This is a genomic window from Paenibacillus sp. FSL R5-0527 (genome assembly GCF_038008055.1).
GTDB lineage: Bacteria > Bacillota > Bacilli > Paenibacillales > Paenibacillaceae > Fontibacillus > Fontibacillus macerans.
This window is the reverse complement of sequence record NZ_JBBOYI010000001.1, coordinates 1,380,799-1,401,084: the sequence shown is the minus strand read 5'-3', so window position 1 is coordinate 1,401,084 and position 20,286 is coordinate 1,380,799. Positions and strand designations below refer to the sequence as shown.

General features: G+C 55.6%; 10 protein-coding genes. 4 read left to right on the top strand and 6 right to left on the bottom strand.

The genetic code is table 11. The features are described 5' to 3' along the window. Positions 1–46: 46 nt before the first annotated feature. On the bottom strand, positions 47–1,360 hold the full coding sequence (locus NYE69_RS06140; RefSeq protein ID WP_340925158.1) for a sugar ABC transporter substrate-binding protein: 1,314 nt from the start codon (positions 1,358–1,360) through the stop codon (positions 47–49). 738 nt (positions 1,361–2,098) lie between these two features. On the opposite strand from NYE69_RS06140, the gene NYE69_RS06135 reads away from it, so the two are divergent. The 4 genes from NYE69_RS06135 (at position 2,099) to NYE69_RS06120 (ending at position 8,693) form a co-directional block, all read left to right on the top strand. Further along, positions 2,099–3,844 (top strand): alpha-glycosidase, encoded by a 1,746-nt coding sequence (locus tag NYE69_RS06135; RefSeq protein ID WP_155620942.1) that lies wholly within the window; start codon positions 2,099–2,101, stop codon positions 3,842–3,844. A 602-nt stretch (positions 3,845–4,446) separates the two neighbouring features. After that, positions 4,447–5,481, top strand: a complete 1,035-nt coding sequence (locus NYE69_RS06130; RefSeq protein ID WP_036626553.1) for a LacI family DNA-binding transcriptional regulator — start codon at positions 4,447–4,449, stop codon at positions 5,479–5,481. Positions 5,482–5,576: 95 nt separating this feature from the next. Then, entirely contained in the window at positions 5,577–6,236 is a 660-nt protein-coding gene (gene pgmB, locus NYE69_RS06125) for a beta-phosphoglucomutase (RefSeq protein ID WP_340925154.1), read from the top strand. Between the two features lie 132 nt (positions 6,237–6,368). Next, on the top strand, positions 6,369–8,693 hold the full coding sequence (locus tag NYE69_RS06120) for a glycoside hydrolase family 65 protein (RefSeq protein WP_340925153.1): 2,325 nt from the start codon (positions 6,369–6,371) through the stop codon (positions 8,691–8,693). Between the two features lie 97 nt (positions 8,694–8,790). Here NYE69_RS06120 and NYE69_RS06115 read toward each other — a convergent pair whose 3' ends face one another. The 5 genes from NYE69_RS06115 to NYE69_RS06095 form a co-directional block, all read right to left on the bottom strand. Continuing rightward, positions 8,791–10,149: an MATE family efflux transporter gene (locus NYE69_RS06115; protein WP_340925151.1), complete on the bottom strand. Its 1,359-nt coding sequence runs from the start codon at positions 10,147–10,149 to the stop codon at positions 8,791–8,793. Positions 10,150–10,537: 388 nt separating this feature from the next. After that, a complete protein-coding gene (pulA, locus tag NYE69_RS06110; protein ID WP_340925149.1) occupies positions 10,538–12,499 on the bottom strand; it encodes a type I pullulanase in 1,962 nt (653 codons plus the stop codon). A gap of 6 nt (positions 12,500–12,505) precedes the next feature. Then, a complete protein-coding gene (locus NYE69_RS06105; protein ID WP_340925147.1) occupies positions 12,506–14,629 on the bottom strand; it encodes an amylo-alpha-1,6-glucosidase in 2,124 nt (707 codons plus the stop codon). A 611-nt stretch (positions 14,630–15,240) separates the two neighbouring features. Next, on the bottom strand, positions 15,241–16,155 hold the full coding sequence (locus NYE69_RS06100; RefSeq protein WP_340925145.1) for an IS1595 family transposase: 915 nt from the start codon (positions 16,153–16,155) through the stop codon (positions 15,241–15,243). Positions 16,156–16,740: 585 nt separating this feature from the next. Continuing rightward, positions 16,741–20,277 (bottom strand): DUF6359 domain-containing protein, encoded by a 3,537-nt coding sequence (locus NYE69_RS06095; protein ID WP_340930296.1) that lies wholly within the window; start codon positions 20,275–20,277, stop codon positions 16,741–16,743. Between the last annotated feature and the right edge of the window lie 9 nt (positions 20,278–20,286).

The window sequence follows — 20,286 nt, the reverse complement described above, 5'->3', positions numbered from 1 at the left end:
TTAAACGGCGGGCCGTTCCGGTTTCATTGTCCAAAGCATTCCGGACTTATTGGGCCACACCTTTGTTCAAGTCCGTAATTTGAGCAACCGTTTTTTCCATCGTCGTTTTCGGGTCGGCATTGTTGTTCCAGATTTCCGGGAGCGCCGCGTTCATCGGAGCCCAAACATTAGACATTTCCGGAATGGACGGCATCGGCTGCGAGTTTTTCGCTTGTTCCGCAAAGACGGACACGTACGGATCGTTTTTGATTTGATCGCTTTCCAGGGCTTCGAGATTCGTCGGAACCGCGCCTACTTTTTCGTACAGCAGAAGCTGGGCATCCTTCGTGGAAGCAAAATGCGCGAACATCTTAGCCGCGTTCGGATATTGGGTAAACGAATTGACGACCCATACCTTCGCTCCGGAGAACGTAATGGCGGTTTTGCCGTCCACCGTCGGGTACGGAGCCACGCCAAGATTGTCGCCAAGCGCCGCTCTGTATCCGGCCAGTTCCCAAGGACCGTTGATATCCATGGCTACATCGCCTGCAGTAAACAAACTGCGTTTGACGTCCGCGTTGATGTCCCCGCTGTTGATCGGCAGAATTTCTTTCAGGCTTTGGAATACTTTCAAGCCTTCGATCGCGCCGTCTTTGGCCAATCCGATATCATCCGGGTTCGTGCCGCCCTCGCCGAACAGGTAACCGCCCCCGCTGGCAATAAACGGATAGTTGAAATACATGTTGCCGGTTTCCCACATAATCGCGAATTTATTTTTTGCCTTGTCCGTAAATGTTTTACCAAAGGCGAGAATATCTTTGAAATCTTTCGGCGCTTCGGGAACCAGCGACTTGTTATAATACAGCGCCATCGTTTCCGCCGCTCTCGGATAGCCGTAAAGCACGCCGTCATAGGTGGCGCCTTGCACCGCCGCTTCCGTATTGCTCTGCCCCGTTTCTTCGCCGAACACGTCATTGGCCAAAATAAGCCCGGAAGTTGCGGCGTTGCCCAAATGATCATGCGGTACAATGAGCACGTCGGCGGCCAGCCCGGCGGGTCCGTCCTGCGTCAGTTTACCGATTTGGTCGGTCGGAGCCACTTCCTCGATTTTTATGTTAACACCGTATTTTTCGGTGAATTGCTTGGCGATTTCCTCCGTGAACGCCAGCTCTTCCTTACTTTCCCAAATGACAAGCTCGGCGCCATCTTCCGGAACGATTGTATCGGCCGTCACATTTTCGCCAGCGCCCGTATTTCCCGTATTTCCGGTTTGGTTTGCCGGTGCCGCCGTGCCCCCGTTATTGCTTGGTCCGCAAGCGGTGATGGAGACGGCCAGCGTCAACGCGGCAATCAAAGTCAATATCTTTTTGGACTTCGTCACATTAACCCCTCCTAAAATTTTAGTGGAATACCGTCATAAATTTTGCGCAAACGTTTTCTGAAAAATGCTGAAATTTTTATGATCCCCTCTTTCCAACTGGTAAATTTCAGATTTTTCCTTTCGGAAGCGCTTTATTCAGGGATCATCATACAACAAGGTATAGATACTGCAAAAACGTTTGCACAGGTCATTTTTAAATGCTAATGCACCAATATCTTTAATTTTCTTTATTTTCCTATCGTTATCACAAAATATCTCTTCAAAATTTCTTCTTCATTCCCGATTCCGTACTTGCTCGTACCTACTTCACCCTTAAAATCAAGGGTTTGTTCATTTCACTCAAAGGATTTTGCATCCGCGAATCCGCTTTATTTAAAGCGTTTTATTTTCATCTTGTGCAACGGTTTGAACAGTGTTATAATCTGGGACGATAAGACGAATACTACGTCTGTTCCCTCTTTCCATCATTCATAATTCGAAGGCTCTGCTATCGAAAGGTACATCCTCGGCCCTTTTTTCCGGCCCGGATGTGCTTTTTTTGCTTCCGAGGCGGTTTTGTACGAAGCAGGGTCAATGAAACGTGCCTTACAAAACTGAGCTTATGCATCCGATGCGGTTTTGTACGAAGCTTGTGCTGACGTAGCGATGCTCACAGAACTGAGCTTATGCTTCCGATGCAGTTTTGTACGAAGCTTGTGCTAACGTAGTGATGCTCACAAAACTTTTAGGAGGAATCTTATGCTGCTTGAAGCGATTTATCATCGTCCGAAACTCAATTGGGCCTATGCTTACGACTATCGTACGCTCCATCTGCGCCTGCGCTCGAAAAAAAACGATCTTACTGAGGTTTATGCTTTTGTCGGGGATAAATACATGTGGGATCAAAGCAAGGAGCTGATTCCCATGTCCCGCATGGTCAGCGACGAGCTGTTCGATTACTGGGAATGCGCCTATCAGCCGCCGCTGCGCAGAACAAGATACGGCTTTTTGCTGAAATCCGGCGACGAGCAAATCTGGATGACCGAAAGCGAATTTACCCGGGAGCGCCCTGCCGGGCCGGAACGCTTGTTTGAATTTCCGTTCATTAACCCGATCGATGTGTTTGCCCCTCCGGCTTGGGTGAAAGATGCGGTCTTCTATCAGATCTTCCCGGAACGCTTCGCCAACGGCGACCCGAGCATAAGTCCGAAGGGAGTTCTTCCCTGGGGCGGCAAGCCGGAGCGCACCAACTTTTTCGGCGGCGATTTGCAGGGCGTCATCGATCATCTCGACCATTTGAGCGAGCTTGGAATCACGGGCATATATTTTACGCCGCTGTTTGAAGCGACGACCAACCATAAATACGATACGGCGGACTATATGAAAATCGATCCGCACTTCGGCGACATCGCCACGGTCAAGAAGCTCGTCAACGCCTGCCATGAACGGGGAATCCGCGTGCTGTTCGACGCCGTGTTCAACCATTCGGGCAAAACGTTCGCCCCGTTTGTCGACGTGCTGGAAAAAGGCGAAAAATCCCGTTATAAAGACTGGTTTCACGTTCGCGAATATCCGCTGCAGGTCAAGGACGGGGTGCCGACCTACGATACGTTCGCTTTTGAGCCGCTGATGCCAAAGCTCAACACGGAGAACCCGGAAGTCAAGGAGTATTTGCTGAAGGTGGCGGAGTTCTGGATCAAGGAAGTCGGGATCGACGGCTGGCGGCTGGACGTGGCGAACGAAGTGGATCATCATTTTTGGCGCGATTTCCGCAAAACGGTCAAAGCCGCAAACCCGGACGCTTACATCCTCGGCGAAATTTGGCATGAATCCTCCGGCTGGCTGCAGGGCGACCAGTTTGACGCCGTCATGAACTATCCGTTCACCGAAGCCGTGCTTGATTTCGTCGTCCGCGGCACGCTGGATGCCGCCGGATTCGCTCATGCGATCGGCAAGCAGCTGTCCCGTTATCCGCAGCAGGCAAGCGAGGTCGCCTTCAATCTCCTGGACAGCCACGATACGCCACGCCTGCTGACGCTTTGCGAAGGCAACAAAGCCAAAATGAAGCTGGCCGCCCTGTTCCAGTTCACATACGCCGGTACGCCCTGTATTTACTACGGAGACGAGATCGGTCTCGACGGAGCAATGGACCCGGACTCCCGCAAATGCATGGAATGGGATGCGGACAAACAGGACCGGGAGCTGTTTAAGTTCTACCGCGAGCTGATTGCCGTCCGTAAAGAGCTGGCCCCGCTCCGCACCGGCTCGATCCGGTTCCTGATCGCCGAGGCGGGCGGCAGCAAGCTGGCTTACGAGCGCAAGCTCGACGGGGAGACGGTGCTCGTGCTGCTCAACAATTACGATGCCGGTCAAACGTTTGAGGTCAGCGCGGCCGGAGCCTCCTGGCAGGACCGGATGAGCGGGCAAACCTACAAAACGGAGAGCGGAAAGCTGACCGTGAAACTGCCCGCCTATGGGTACGCGGTGCTTACGGAAAGCAAATAGCTGTGCATAAAATTGGGGCCGGCTTGTCCTTGGGGATGGGCGGGCCTACCCCGGCTCGTTTCCGCCCTCATTCCGGGCACATGCTCACGCCTTGACGCTCCGTGTAGACATAGAAGGCAAGTAAATAGCGGACTTTTTGGGCGTTATTCGGGTGCTTTTCTAGCCTTCGGGGGAAATAACGGTAAATTTTGTCCCTATTTTCACGCGCCTCCGCGGAAAAAGCTTCTTTTCACCGTTCACGCGCCAAAATAGCGGCATAAAAGGACTCTATTCTCCGAAGAACCCTTACCATCGCGAAAATAACGATCCTTTTATTCCCTTATTTCCGTCAGCTGAGCAAACATCCCGGAAGTTGGCAACACTCCGGACAGTATGAACAGCTCTGCGAGTAAAACGTTTGCGGTTCCCTTTGATCCGAGAAAAACCGCGGCCTCATGGCGGCTTTTTTATCTTTTAAACTCTGTATTCTTTTTTCACTCAACAAATTTATATTCTCGCTATTTTAATGGGTAAGCCTTGTCCGCGCCGCTTTCTATTTACTTTCCGCTGCGTTTCGATTAATATTACAGTGTAAAGCAAACGGTTCCACACAGGAGGTTTATATGGCTGTCACCATCAAGGATGTTGCAAAAAAAGCCGGAGTATCGCCCTCTACCGTGTCCCGGGTGCTGTCCAATCATCCCAGAATCAGCGCGGAAACATCGCGGAAAGTAAAACTCATTATGGACCAGCTTGGCTATCATCCCAACATCATGGCCAAAAGCCTGGTTTCCAAAACGACAAACAGCATATGCATCATGCTGCCGAAGTCCGCTGAAGAACTGTTCTCCAACTTCTTCTTCATGGAACTGATCCGCGGGATCGTGACGCAGGCCAGCCGCCTCGGTTACGACGTGCTCATCAGCTCCGGCGCCAACGAGAAAGAGGAAGTCGAAAACGTCTCCAGACTGATCAACGGACGTCGGGTGGACGGAGTCATTTTGCTGTATTCGCGGCAAAACGATCCTGTGATCGATTTTCTCCATAATGGCGGACATCCGTTTGTTGTGATCGGGCGCAGCGAGGAGTATCCCGATATTTTATCGGTGGATAATGATAACATCCAGGCATCGTACGACGCCACGAAGCATTTGATCGCGCTGGGGCACGAGCGCATCGGGTTCGTCAGCGGGCCGCCGGAGCTTGTCGTGTCCAAGGATCGGATGAAGGGGTACCAGGACGCGCTGAAGGATTCAGGACTGGAGAGCCGGCCCGAATGGATTGTCGAAGGTGAGTTTTTGCAGGACAGCGGGTATCGGGCCATGTCGTTTTTCATGAATCTCCCGGATCGCCCCACGGCCCTCGTCACGATCGACGACGTCGTGGCATTCGGCGTGCTTCGCGGCTTGCACGAGCTGAAATACAAGGTTCCCGAAGATTTGTGTCTGGTCAGCTTCAACAATATTCCGCTGTCGGAACTCTCGACGCCGCCGCTCAGCAGTATGGATATCGGCATTTACAACATGGGCTACACCGCTTCCCAGGTGTTGATCCAGGCGGTGCAAGGCAGCAGCGACAAAGTGTATCCGAAGCGGCAGATCATTCCGCACCGTCTGATCGTCCGCGACTCGTCGATGTATTCGGTGCCCAAAAAGTAAAACCAGCTACGCCACCCGAAAAATAACGGAAGCTCACCGCTTCTTTTATTTTTCGAGTTTTATTCAAACGTTTGCGCTACAAAGGAGGAATGTTTGTGGATTCAATCAAGGCATGTTTATTCGACCTGGACGGCGTACTGGTCGACACCGCCAAATATCATTTTCTGGCCTGGAAACGGCTGGCCGCCGAGCTCGGCTTCGAGTTCACCGCACAGGACAATGAGAAGCTCAAGGGCATCAGCCGCATGGCATCGCTCGATATTTTGCTGAAGGTCGGCGGGCTGGAATTGGAAGACGGCGTGAAGCGGGAGCTGGCCGAACGCAAAAACGGCTGGTATGTCGAATACATCTCCAAAATGGACGCTGCGGAAATTTTGCCGGGCGCGCTCGATTTCTTGAAGCAATGCCGGGAGCGGGGCCTGAAAACCGCGCTCGGCTCCGCCAGCAAAAACGCCTCGGTCATTTTGCGGAATACGGGGCTGACGCCGTATTTTGACGCGATTATCGACGGCACCCGGACTTCCTGCGCCAAACCCGATCCCGAGGTGTTCCTGCTCGGAGCGGAGGAGCTTGGCGTCCCGCCGGAGGCGTGCGTCGTCTTTGAGGACGCCGAGGCCGGGATCGAGGCGGCGCGCCGCGCCGGCATGCGCTGCGTCGGCATCGGATCGCCGGATACGCTCGGCGCGGCCGATCTCGTCGTCCCTTCGCTGGGGGACGTGTCGATGAGCCTGCTGCGCGGTCTGGCCGTCTCTTGACGCCGTCATCCCCCGTCTCAGCCTTGCTCGCGGCGGGCCGGTAAGCCAAGCCGGAGCGTAAGGCAACAGCGAATAGCACTGCTTCTTTTTATCAACATTTTCATATTAGTATGTCCAAAGGAGCCGGTTATAGTGAAACAATATTTAAAAGAAGATGCTTGGTCGATCATCGAGGAAGGGTTCGATCCGGCAAACCACGAGATTTCCGAAAGCATTTTCAGCATCGGAAACGGATATATGGGGCAGCGGGCCAATTTCGAGGAACGGTACGGCGGCCCATCCCTGCAGGGCAGTTATATGGCGGGCGTCTATTATCCGGACAAAACCCGCGTAGGCTGGTGGAAAAACGGATATCCCGAATATTTTGCCAAAGTCCTGAACAGCACCAACTGGATCGGGATCGACGTTTGGGTGGACGGCGCCGCCCTTGACCTGGCCGCTTGCGAAGTGAAGGATTTCGTCCGCGAATTGAACATGAAGGAAGGCTGGCTCTCCCGGCGCTTTACCGCCGTTTTGGAGGGCGGAAAGGAAGTCGCCGTGGAGGCCAAACGGTTCGTCAGCATCGTCCGCCATGAAATCGGCGCGATCCGCTATACGGTAACTCCGCTCAATTTCAGCGGGGAGCTGCGTTTTATGCCTTACCTGGACGGCGACGTAAAAAACAAGGATTCCAACTATGAAGAGAAGTTTTGGGTCGAAGTGGAAAAAAAGGCCGCGGCCGACCTATCCTACCTGACGGTCAAGACGAAAAAGCTAGACTTCCATGTGACGTCCGCCATGGCTTTTGATGTGTTGAAGGACGGGCAAACGCTGGAGCTTTCCCCGGCGCTCAGCGAGCGGGAGAAATATGTGGCCGCCGAAGTGGCCGTTCAGGCCGGTCAAGGCGAAGCCGTAACGCTTTATAAATACGTCGCGAACGTGACCTCCCGCGATCACGGGCTGGCCGCGCTGGCCCCGGCCGGGACAAAACTGCTGCTGGCGGCGAAAGAGGACGGCTTTGACGTTTTGCTGCGCGAGCAGGCCGAAGCCTGGGCGGAAAAATGGCAAACGAGCGACATCATCATCGAAGGCGACGTATCGGCGCAGCAGGCGATCCGCTTTAACATTTTTCAGCTCAATCAAACCTACAGCGGGGACGACGACCGGCTCAACATCGGTCCGAAAGGCTTCACCGGGGAAAAATACGGCGGCAGCACCTACTGGGACACGGAGGCCTACTGCGTTCCGTTCTACCTCAGTACGGCCGATTCCGGCATCGCCCGCAATCTGTTGATCTACCGTTACAAGCACCTGGAAAAAGCGAAGGAAAACGCGCGGAAGCTGGGCTTCTCCAAAGGCGCGCTATATCCGATGGTGACGATGAACGGCGAAGAATGCCATAACGAATGGGAAATCACGTTTGAAGAGATCCACCGCAACGGCGCCATTGCTTACGCTATTTTTAATTACGTGAATTATACAGGGGATAAAGCATACCTCAGTCAATACGGTTTTGAAGTGCTGGCGGAAATCTCCCGCTTCTGGGCGGAGCGCGTCAACTTCTCGGCGGCCAAAGGCAAATACGTGATTCTTGGGGTGACCGGCCCGAACGAATACGAAAACAACGTCAACAACAACTGGTACACGAACCGGATTGCCGCTTGGACGCTGGAATATACGCTGGAAGTGCTGAACGATTTGAAAAACAACGAGCCTGACCACTATGAAGCCTTGGCGGGCAAGCTGAATCTGCAGGATGAGGAAGCCCAAAAATGGCGGCATATTATCGATAACATGTACTACCCGTACGATGAAGAACGCGGCGTATTTTTGCAGCAGGACGGCTTCCTCGACAAGGAGATCGTTCCGGTTAATGAACTGGCTCCGGAGCACCTGCCGCTGAACCAGAACTGGTCGTGGGACCGGATTTTGCGCTCCTGCTACATCAAACAGGCCGATGTTCTCCAGGGCCTTTACTTCCTGGGCGACCGCTACGACCTGGAAACGAAAAAACGCAACTTCGATTTCTACGAGCCGATCACGGTGCACGAATCCTCCCTGTCCCCCTGCCTGCATGCGATCATCGCCTGCGAGCTGGGATACCAGGAGAAAGCGTACGAAATGTACCTGCGCACCGCCCGGCTCGATCTCGACAACTACAATAACGATACCGAGGACGGCTGCCATATTACGAGCATGGCCGGAACGTGGATGTCGATCGTCCAAGGGTTCGGCGGGCTGCGCGTGCAAAGCGGCGAGCTGGTGCTGCGCCCGTTCATTCCGTCCCATTGGAAGTCGTTTTCGTTCAAAGTGATGTTCCGCGGCTCCCGCCTCCAGGTGAACGTTACTGAAGACAGCATCATCGTCGTTAACGAAACGGATGTGCCGGCGGCGATCCGGATTTACGATCAAAGCTATACGGTCGGCGCAATGGGCGAGGTGCAAGCGCAGCGTTCCGCTCCGGCCGCGCTGAGCTGATGATCGTCCCCCAATAAGCCATGCCAAAAAAAGCTGCTCCCGGCGTAAACGCCGTGATGAGCAGCTTTTTGGGCTTTTCCGGGTCATCATCCGTCCATCATGCGGCGATGTCATGCACCAAATTTCTAAGCCATTTCCGCGACCTGATTCGCGCGATGCCGAAGCCGAACCGGACGACTTCCTCCAAAGACAAAGCGAAGTATACCAGGTAAATCGGCTGCTTGAACACAAAGGACAGTATCAAGCCCGAAGGCACTCCGATCAACCACGTTGCCGCCGATTCCATGACGAATACGAATTTGCTGTCTCCGCCGCTGTTTAAAATCCCTCCGGCCATAATCATATTTCCCACCTTAGCCCAGAGGAAAGCCGCGAAAACCCATACCAGATAAATGCCCAGATGATGCGCTTCCCCGGAAAGGTTAAAGGCTGACACATACCAAGGGGATATCGCCGCGATCAGGAGTCCGACCGCAACAGAGACGATCGTCCCCAGCTTGAGGAAACGCAGCGCATACTGCATCGCAGTCTCCTCCTCTCCGGCGCCGAGCTTGTTGCCGACCATGACTCCGCCCGCGCCGGAAAGGCCTGACAGCAGTCCTATACATATCCCTTGCAGGGGAAAAGTGATCGTCATGGCCGTCATTTCGGTGGTGCCCATCCGGCTGTAAATGACCGCGTACACCGTTTCCCCCAGTACCCAAATCAATTCAGTCAAAACGATGGGATACGTCGTTTTAATGAATTTTTTCACCAAAGCCCCCGAACCTTCGAACAAATCGCCAAAGCGCGCCCGGCCCGGAAGCTTGAACAAATATACCGCTCCAACGATCGTTACGCACTCTACCGCTCTGGAGAGCGATGTCGCAATCGCCGCTCCTTCTAACCCCAATTCCGGAAAACCCCATTTCCCGAAAATTAGCATATAGTTCAACAGGATGTTAAGGCCTACCGCAAACAGGCTGACGGACATCGGCAATTTTACATGCGTCGTGCTTCGCAATACGGCGGAATACAGCATAGTCAGCATGACCGGAACATAACTGAGGGATACGATTTGCAGAAAAACGCCCCCCTCGCCGATGACCCGCTTATCCGTAGTGAACACGCCAAGGCAAAGCTGCGGATTGAAAAATACGAGCAGGGTAAACAGGAAAGAGAGCGTAAACCCCGCCATCAGCCCGATACCCAGCAAGCGGGAGATGTTCTTGCTGTCCCGCTTTCCCCAGAACTGGGCCACGTAAATGGATACTCCTGCGGCAAGGCCGGCCAGCACGACGGAAATCACCGCGTAAATTTTCCCGGCCATTCCGACCGAAGCGATGGCCACGTCGCCCAATTGACCGACCATCAGCTGATCGGTCAAAGCAAAAAAAGCCATAATCAGACTTTGCAGCGTGACCGGAAGAGCGATTTGATATACGCTTTTATAGAAGTCTTTTGATGGCCGGTTCATCCTTTGCGATACCTCTTTTCCCTCGCTCATACCGCTTTTAAATAGCGAAGCAGCTAAAGTCAGGATTATAATTTGTTCAAACGTTTGCACAAATCATTTAAACCCATCATATCACTGATTTTTGTAAAAGTAAGGAAAATCTTGTCAAACACCTTCTTCATTTTCACAAAATGACTGAAAATCAAGACTTTCAGGGACCTCTCTTGTTTCCGCTTCGCTTGCATCTAAAAAACAGGCCCATGTGCAATTACGTGGGCCTCTTGTAGCTTATTTCAGATTAGTCACGAAAGCTCGCCTTTGTACCCTCTTCGGCGTTACCAAACGTACAAAATATATGCGCAGTCATCCAGCGCTTTTTTCTTCGCCTCCACGTTCTAAAAGCCCTTTGCTAAGACCGAACGCCCAACACGATCAGGCCGATGCCGTTAGCGGCAAGCTTGCCGTCTCCCAGCGATTGAACGTACTCGCCGCCGAAACGTACCTCCCACGCCCCCAGCGCAGGCAGTTCAAGCGTCACCGCGCCGGGATTGGCGTTGTACAGGACGTACAGATGGCGGTCCGGATCGCCGCCGGCGTGCTCGCGCAGCGTATACGCCACCGTATGCGGCGGCGCTGCCTCGAAGCGCAGATGCGTTCGAATGTCCCGGGCCGTACGCAGGCGAAACGCCGGGTGCTCGCGGCGAAGCGTGATCAGGCTCCGCATATAGGCCACATCATCCCGATGAGCCGCGCAGCGCTCCCAATCGAGCCAGTTGATCTCGACGGGAGCGTTGTAGCTGTTCTCCACGCCGCCCTTCGTTCGCATGAACTCCTGCCCGGCATGGACAAACGGGATGCCCTGGCTGGTCAGCACGATCGCCGAGGCCAGCCGGTGCATGGCGCGCCGCCGCTCGTCCGCCTCCCCGTCCGTGGACAGCATGATTTTGTCCCATAGCGTGTGATTGTCGTGGCACTCCACGTAGTTGACCGACTGCGCCGGCTCCGCGGCAAACTGGCGGATTTCCCCGCCGTAATCGATGCCCCCGGCAACGCCCCGTTTCACTCCGTTCTCGAAGCCGTCGCCGCCGCTGATGAAGCCTCTTTTTTCAGGATGAAAAATATCTCCCTTGACCGCGTCCCGCAGCCCGTCGTTGAACATGCCGATGCGCGGCATCCGCGCGGCGTTGGCCTGATTGGCCCGCCGCTCCGCGGGCAGCACGGTGTCCATCATCCAGCCTTCGCCCACCATGATTAGGGAAGGATCGATCTCATCCAACCGGCGGCGGATTTCGTTCATCGTATCGACATCGAGCAAGCCCATCAGATCGAACCGGAAACCGTCGATATGATATTCGCGTACCCAATGCAGCACCGAGTCGACGATATATTTCTTCATCATCGGCCGCTCCGAGGCGCATTCGTTGCCGCAGAACGCCCCGTCCGAGAAGGTGCCGTCCGCTTTGTAGCGCAAGTAATAACCCGGCACCAGCTTGGTGAAATGAATCAGGTACCCGTCGAACACATGGTTGTAAACCACGTCCATGATGACCCGGAGCCCCCGGGCATGCAACGTCTGCACAAGGCGTTTCAATTCGGCGATGCGCGCGGCCGGATCGTAAGGGTCCGTGGCATAGGAGCCTTCCGGCACATTGTAGTTTTTCGGATCGTAACCCCAGTTGTAATGGGGTTCATTCAAACGGCGTTCATCCACGCTCTCCCTGGAGTAGTCGAACACCGGCAGCAGCTGCACATGCGTAACGCCAAGCCCGGCGATATGGTCGAGTCCCGTCGGTATGCCGTTCGGCCCCCGGGTTCCTTCTTCGGCCAGACCCAGGAATTTGCCTTTCTCGCGAATGCCGCTCCGCGGGTGAACCGACAGATCGCGGACATGCAGCTCATAGATCACCGCGTCGGTCTCCGAAGCCAGCGGCGGCTTCACGTCTTCGTCCCACCCTTCCGGATCGGTGCTCCGCAGATCAAGAATCGTCGCTTTATCCCCGTTGACGCCCACCGCCTTGGCGTAAGGATCGGCGGCTTCGTTCCATTGCGCCCCCACCTTTACGCGGTAAGTGTATAATAAGTTCCGGCAATCCTCCGCAATCGCGAGCGTCCACGTCCCCTGCGCATCCCGCTGCATCGCCAGCTCTTTGACCGGCGCGCCGTCCCAGGTTTCGTACAGGACGACTCGCGCTTCCGAAGCCGTAGGGGCCCACAAGCGGAAGCGGGTTTGCTCCGGCGTATAGACGGCCCCCAAGTCGTCGCCCTCATAATAAAACTTCGCGTCGAATTCCGCATGAAATACGGAAATTCCTCCGGTAACCGCCAAATCGCCGTAATCTATCGTACCTTCGAATTTTTTTTGAACGGACAAACGGCTTCACTCCTTTCCCCGCAAATTCCGTAAACGCGGAAGCACATCTTCCGTATATGCGCGCAATATTTCCCCCACACTCCAGGCCTGCGTAAAACAGCCGCGCCCGGTACAGGCAAATTCCCCGTCAAAAATTTCAGCGATCCCGCCGATGCCCCCATCTTGGAGGTGATCCTCAACCACGGCGCACATTTCTTTCGCCGTCAGGACGGCCCGTTGGCTGTACCCGTTCACTTTGCAATAGGCCGTGATGAACGCCCCCAGCGGAAAAGCCCAAACCGTCCCCATGTGATAAGCGCCGTCCCGGTCGATCAATTTGCCGATATAGCGGGGCCGGAAGCGCGGGTCCCGGAAAGAAAGCGAACGCAGCCCATAAGGCGTGTACAAATGCTTATATACCGTGCCGACAACGGCCTTCTCCTGGTCGGGCGGCAGCATCGTAAACGGCAGCGACACCGCCCAAATCTGGTTCGGCCGAATCGAAGGATCATTGTTGAATCCCCCGTCCTTTTGGGGCACATCAACAACATCGTACAGACATTGGTCCGCCCCGTTCCAAAAACGGCTGTGGAAAGATTCCCGCACTTTCTGCGCCAATTCATCATATGGCTCCGTTTCCCCGAAACGTTCCGCCAGCCGGGCCATAATGCACAGCGCGTTGTACCACAGGGCGTTGATCTCCACCGGCTTGCCGTGCCGCGGGGTCACGACCCAATCGCCTACCCGCACGTCCATCCAGGTGACCTGATCCAGGCCGCCGCCCGCATGAATCAGCCCGTCCTCATCCATCCCGATCGAAAAATCGGTTCCGCCGCAGTAAGCGGCGACGATTTCTTTTAACGTTGGATAGACCGTAGCGCGAATGAACCTGTAATCATCTTCCCCACCGGTATGTTTCAAATATTCATAGACGGCGTGAACATACCAAAGCGAAGCGTCCACCGTGTTGTACAGGGGCTCCTGGCCATCGTCCGGGAACATGTTCGGAATCAGCCCGCCGCGGACATAACGCGAAAACGATTCCATAATTTCGCGCGCCTCCGCGAATCTGCGGGTGGCCAAAGCCAGTCCGGGCAACGCGATCATCGTATCCCGGCCCCAATCGGTGAACCACGGATAACCGGCCAGCACCGTTTTCAGTCCGGTTGACTCCCGGTCCACGATAAAATGGTCCGCCGCTTCAACCAGACGGTCCGCGAGTCTGTCGCCGTAACCGGCCGCCGCCACCAGTTTGTCCATCCGCTCCTTGTATTCGCGAACGATAGCGAAGCCGTCCTTGCCGTCAAGCGGCTCCGTCGAACATTTGAAATAAAAGGCTTTGCGCTCGTAAGGCTCGATCGTTACATTGATTTCATAAGGGGTATAATGACAATCCACGCCCAAAAAACCGTTCCGGTTCTCGAAAGCGTAAAAATGCCCTTCCTCGTACATATGAGACGGCGTTGCCATCGTTACCGGCAGCGTGGAACGGTCCAGATATTCGCCCGCCGACGCCATGAACGATATCGTTACGTCCGGCCCGCTCTCCGGCGTCAGCCGCAGTACATTGCCCTCCAGCTTAGTTTCGAAACGCAGGCTCCCTTTTTCCGACACGTCCCCGGGAGAGCGGTAGTTAAACAGCGGGACCAGCTTGATTTCCGCGGGCTCTTTCCCGCCGGCAATCTCGTAGCAGACCGCCGCCGTATTATGGCCATACTCCAGGGAAATCGTTTTGCGGATATTCACGTCCTCGACCTGGTAGTCGTATTCGGGCACTGTGTCCAGCTTGAACCGCCGCAAATATCGGTGTCCATCTTTTCGCCAGTTGATATACTGCTGGGAGGCAAGCTCATAGGTTTGCCCGCCCATACACACCTGCTCCTGGATGCGGGTAAACACCAGCATGCGGTTCACCGGCGCCCTGGCCGACGCAACCAAATACCCGTGCGACATCCGAAAGCCGCCGCCAGGGACGGAATGGTTGGCATATCCGCCGATCCCGTTGCCGATCAGCCACTCCTTCTCATTGCCTTCCTCAAGAGTGCGCCAGGCGCTCCGTCCCAGGATATAAGCTCTGTCCGCAGCGCCTCTGTCTTTTGCCTGTACCTGTACCTGAACCTGCACCTGCACCTGCTCTCGAACCTGACTCATCCCGATTTCTCCTTCCGCCTCGCTTTCGTTTAGCCTCCCGCCCCGTTATTCCCGTTGCGCGGTTGCTTAAACGTTTACCTTATCTTTATGTGCTGGATTATATCATCGAAATCTAAAGGAGGCAATCGTTTGCACAAAAACGGCTGAACCAGAGCGCAAAACTTCCCGACTTTGACAGCGACTTCACGAACAGAGCAAAAATCAGTTTGAGTCCCTGAGCTGGAGGTGTTCTAAAGAATTAAGATAGGCGGACAGAAGAGTTGTCTGACTCAACTTTATAATCCTTGCTTGCCTTGCCAGTCAAGTCGAAAACCGATCGTGGCAAGAAACGCGAAGGGCGTTGAAAGCTTGAGGACAGGGAAGTGGGGTGGGGTGGGCGTCAGATCAACACTCGCTGTCCGGAGACTTTGCATGATTATCCCGTTTAATCAGGTAGCTGAGAGAAAGACAAACTTGAGAGAAAAAATATTTAGTGGAGAGGGAAACGAAAAGACTGTGATTTTGCTGTAGCCTGAACTCTTCCATCTGCAGCAATGCCCTTACCATTCATGCTAACCCACATAAATCAAGTTGATCCGTATCAAGTAACCCCCACCGTTTCAGCGTCTCGATCAGGCCGCAGCCGCAAGGGGCTGGTTCGGTTGGCGTGCGATCAGCCGGCGGTAAGGGATCGCCGGAATCGCCACACACATTTGCAACAATTTCTGTCGCATCGTTTCTTCCGCTCCGGGCAGTCCTCCGGGCAGGCGCAGCCGACGGCGTACGGTGTACTCGTTCAGGTACGCCTGCAGATGCTTCAGTCCCAAGGCTCCATACGTACCCTTCAGCGATTCCCACGCCTCTCTCACCACTTTCCGCAAGGGCGTATAAAGCCGAAAGGCCTGAGGGAACAACTGTACCGCCGATGTACGGACATCCACGTGCCCGTTGATGAACGCATCGAGTTCGTGACGGTTCGCCCTTTCTTCGCTTCCCCGCTTATGCGGCGCCAGGCGGATTTTGACGTGCTCCGGCTCGCCTGACTCCGTGACCGTGCAGCCGGCTACGACCGCCGAGGCGTACGGATGCGAAAGCTGACACCGGGACGGATTACGACCATACTGATCGCTGTTCACCTTCACGTCTCCGGAAAGCAGCTCCCGGGCATCGAACCCCCCCACGGCATGACGTATTTTTTGCAGCATCGACCATGCGGTCTTGTAGGTGACCCGGATCACCTGGCGCAGCCGCACCGCCGAGATGCCGTCAGGGAGCAGGAACAACTCCAGCGCCTGGAACCACTTCACCAGGGGGAGATGCGTTCCTTCAAAAATCGTGCCGACCAAAGGCGATGTTTGATGCTTGCACTTTCCGCACTCGAACAAAGGGATATGCCGGGAAGTTAGGCGACTGCACCGGGTGTGAGCGCAGCGCGGGCAGACGAAGCCGCTTGGCCACTTCATCGCGATCAGCGCTTCCATACAGTCCTGCTCGCTGTTAAAACGGCTGCTGAATGGCTGAAGTTCCGTTCCCGCATTGGCTTCCATATCCGCTTACCTCCCGAATCAAGAATTCACGAACATAAGTTCCGTTTATTTCATTATACCAAACGTACGTTCTCTTATCAAGCCGAAAATCTCACCTGAACCACCTCATTTTTTCCTTAGCTTTTTTGTGTTTTTTCTTCTCTTTTTTTGGAACCCTTGACTTGCTCTAGCCCCACCCCCTGCTTCCTGCTCCTTAACGAAGGGGATAATCGTGCAAAGGCAGGCAGCAGGCAGGGACACCAAGACACGAACACCAAGACACGAACCCTTTAGACAGCCCCCTCACCTGGCGTCGATTTGTGACACTGCTCGAAACGGCCACGGTGCAAAAGGTAGATACATTGGCCCCGCCGGATCGTGACGCTTCTACATCGTTGACGCTTCCTCAACGAAGCAGCCCAAGAAGCCGGGAAGACACTGTCCGCCTTTGATTCAGCGTCAACTCCGGGCGATGGATTGCTGCTTTACCCAACTGCATCAAGGCTTGTCTGCCGATTTTTTGCTGCGAATTTTGAGTTATAAATTTTCGAAAAAAACCGGTCCTTTGAGGACCGGTTCTTCTCTCCGTCACTTTCGGCAGCTGTTTTATCCCGCTTGTTTGACGATATACTCCAGATCGCCCAGCATCAGCTTGGCAAAGCTGGAGTTGATGCCTTTTCCGCCTTGCGCGTTGATCGTCTGCTTCAATACATTGATTTTTTGCTTGCGCTCACGGTCCGTTTTTGCCTTTTGCAGAGAGCTGATCTTGGCGTCCAGGCTTTGGGCGATTCCCTTCTTCACGTAGCCTGCCGCTTCTCCGGCATCAACCAGCTCGTCCAGATGGGCGATGTCAATCGTAACCGTAAAGTCGAATTGCTCCGCAGAATGGAGCCCGGCCGCATCCGTCGCGCTGACGACCAGTTTATGTTTGCCCGCCGCCAGAGAAAGCGGCGTAATTTCGTGCAAACCGGCGATTTGGCGGCCATCCAATTGATATGCCGTATTTTTCACTCCGCTTACGGCGTCCTCGACGTCAACTTGAATCGGAAACTCGGTTTCGATTTGCAAAAACTGCCGGTCCCCGGAAAAATGAATCACCGGCGATCCGCGGTCGATATTGATGTAGAGCGTTTTCTCGGTTTCGCTATTCCCGGCCCGGTCCCACGACCGGTATTCGATCACGTATTTGCCGTCCTCGGTCAGCAGAATCGGAGAAGCATAGGCGAGCCACTCCCCGCCGTTGATCCGGTATTCGGTCCGTTCCAGACCGCTCCCGCCTTCGTCCTGTGCCGACAAGTAGACCGTAACGTCCTCCGGATTGTACAGCTCCTGCCCCGCGGCACCCGAAGCGCTCGCCCGGGTCACCGGAGCCAGCGTATCTTCTTCCGCACCGCTAAGCACAACGTGATCCAGAGAGAGCGGCTTCAGCTGGTACGTCCCGCGAAAAACCGAAGCGATGCCGGTGATGTCCACCTTGGAACCCGCCGGGAAAAGCGCGCTGAATGCCGCCATGTCCACGCCGGTCCGGCCATCGAAACGGACGCGCGTCGCCGCGCCGCCGCCTTTGACGGCGTTAAATTCAAACGAGCCGGCCGGAGAAGCCGCGGCCACGTCTTGAACCGCCACATCGGTTAACGTGATGAACTGTCCCTGATTGCCATCCGTGACCGCCTCCTGCTCGATCGGCTGCGGAAGCGGAGCGGTCCCTTTCTTTTCGATCGTGAGCGGATTTTCCAGCTCAACCTCCCCGTTGTACAAGGTCCGGGTGGCGCTGATGCGAATCAGATCGCCCGCATGGTAGCCGGAGGCCGTTTGGAACACGTAAACGCCGGCCGTATCGTCCTGGAGGTAAAACCCTTGTCCGCCAAACAGCCCCGGCTCGGACGTAATCACGCCCTCCACGGTAACGACCGTGCCGTCGGCCGCCGAACGGGCCGCGGCGATCGTGGCCAATTCCGGCACCTGCGGATGGTCACCCGGCAGCGGCTCGGCAGCGACGTCGGCGATCGCCACCGTCTTCGTCAGCGCGTTGCCGCTCCCCTGCTTGAGCCGCAGGTTGGCGCTCGCGGCCGTCACGCCCGGCTTGAGCTGGACGGTCAGGTCCTTTGCCGCGTGCCCCTGGGCATCCCCCGTCAGTGAAAACGCCGGGCTGTAATTGTAGTCGGACCAGGTGCCGTCGGCGTTTTTGAAGCGGGCGATCTGTTCTCCGCCGGCCAGGTAAATGCCGACTTTAAGGTCCGATACCGTCTGTCCGGGCGTTAGGCCGTCGGCTGTCAAGCGGATCTGGAACTCCTGCGCGCTTGGCAGTTGCGCCTGGTGCACGAACGCGTACTTAGGCTCCGTGGCGGGCGCTTGCGCCGAGCCGTAGGAGCCCGGCTTGAACGTCGCCGGGTCGTACCATTTATAGCCGGGGGCCGGTTGGGCCCAAGGCTCCGGCTGCGGCTCGGTGGTGGCGGCCGGCTTCTCGGACGGCTTCAACTGGGTCGGTTCATCCAGCTCAAGCCCCGGCACCTCGGCGAAGGAATTGTAGCTTTCGTCGTTGGCGAGCCACTTCACGATTTGCACCAGGAACAGCCCGTCGTCGACTTCCTTGAACCCGTCGTACGTCGTTTTCTTCTGGCCGTTTTCTTCCCTTACATATTTTGGAGTTGCATCCTCCACAGGCGAAGAATCGCCGATAAAGGCCGCTTTGCCGAGCCCAAGCTTGGACACCGCCGCATACGCCCCTTCATCTCTGCCCCCGCCGTTGTAGACGCCTTCGTCTACCGCGTTCCCCCAGGCCGGAACGCCTTCGGGAACGTAAACTAGGCCTTTTGCTTGTTGCGGATTCAAAATCGCCAGCGTAGAGCCGGCATGCATGGCCACGGCCCCAACGCCTTTCGTGATGCCAAACGACTGCGACGGGCTGACGACGTCGTTCGCATTAACGTCCCCAAGGGCGTTATAGCGGAACCGCACGCCGAAATTGTCCGCCAGCCAATCGGAGCTCGTTATCCCCTGCATCGCCGGAGAGGCTGCTTCTTCCGCGCTCATGCCTTTAGCCGGATTCTCATATGCTCCGCGACGGAACCCGTTGAACACCTCGGAGGCGTCCCAGCGGTTTTTGTTGCGGTCGGCATTATAATGGTCGGATATGAAAAATACCGCTCCGCCGTCCTCGACATACTCCACCAGCGCCTCTTGCTCCGCGGCTTTAAAAGGCACATTCGCTTCGGGAATGACGAAGACATCGTAGTCACGAAGCGCGTCGTACGTGATCGCTGTTTCGCCGAACGTATACGGGATCGGCCGCTCCAGCGCCTCGACCGTGAAGCCCGCCCCGCGCAGCCCGTCGGCAAAATCGGAAAACGCGCCGTCGATCACCCAATCGGCCGCGCCGGCGGTTTGGGCGTGCGTATTGTCAAACAGCACTTTTTTGCCGGTGCCGTCCGGCAATTCCGGGATTTGCCCCGGATTCCCCGGAGGTTGGCCCGGGTCTCCCGGATTTTCGCCAGGATTTTCTCCTGGATTCTCACCAGGGTTTCCGCCCGGGTTTTCCGGCTCTCCGGGGTTCTCGCCCGGTTCCCCCGGTTTTCCCGGTTCGCCTGGTTCGCCCGGCTGCGCTGCGGCAAACTCAAGCGCCGTTACGCTTTTTAAACCGGGAAAGTTGTTGTACGCGGTCAGCGTGCCGGACACCGAAACCTTCTTGCCGATGATATCCGGGTTGCTTTGCAGGCCGAATTCGGCTCTCAGTCCGGACGGAATCTGCACATCGACGAGTTTGGCTTTATCCCGCTCTCCGGCCGTATCCGCGATCAAAAAGTTATAATCATTGCCGAACGGCGCCTCGAAATCGGCGGTCTGCGACCCGGCGGCATGTCCGACGATATAACCGGTTACCGTAACGGATTCGCCGCTGTTTCCTTTGGCGATGGCTTCGGCTACGCTGATCCCTGCAGCTGCAGATTCGCCTTTCTCCGTTGTCATGGAAGTCGTTGGCTCCGTGGCGGCTTCGTTGCCCGCGGCCGCCTCCGCTGTGATGTACTCTTGTTCCGCTGCATTTGCCGGCTCCGCCGCTTCCACGGCCAAACCCGGTACTCCCGTTATGCCCAAAGCGCCGGCCAATATCAGGCCAAGCAGTTTCTTGCTCCAACGCCTCCTCATCATGGATCG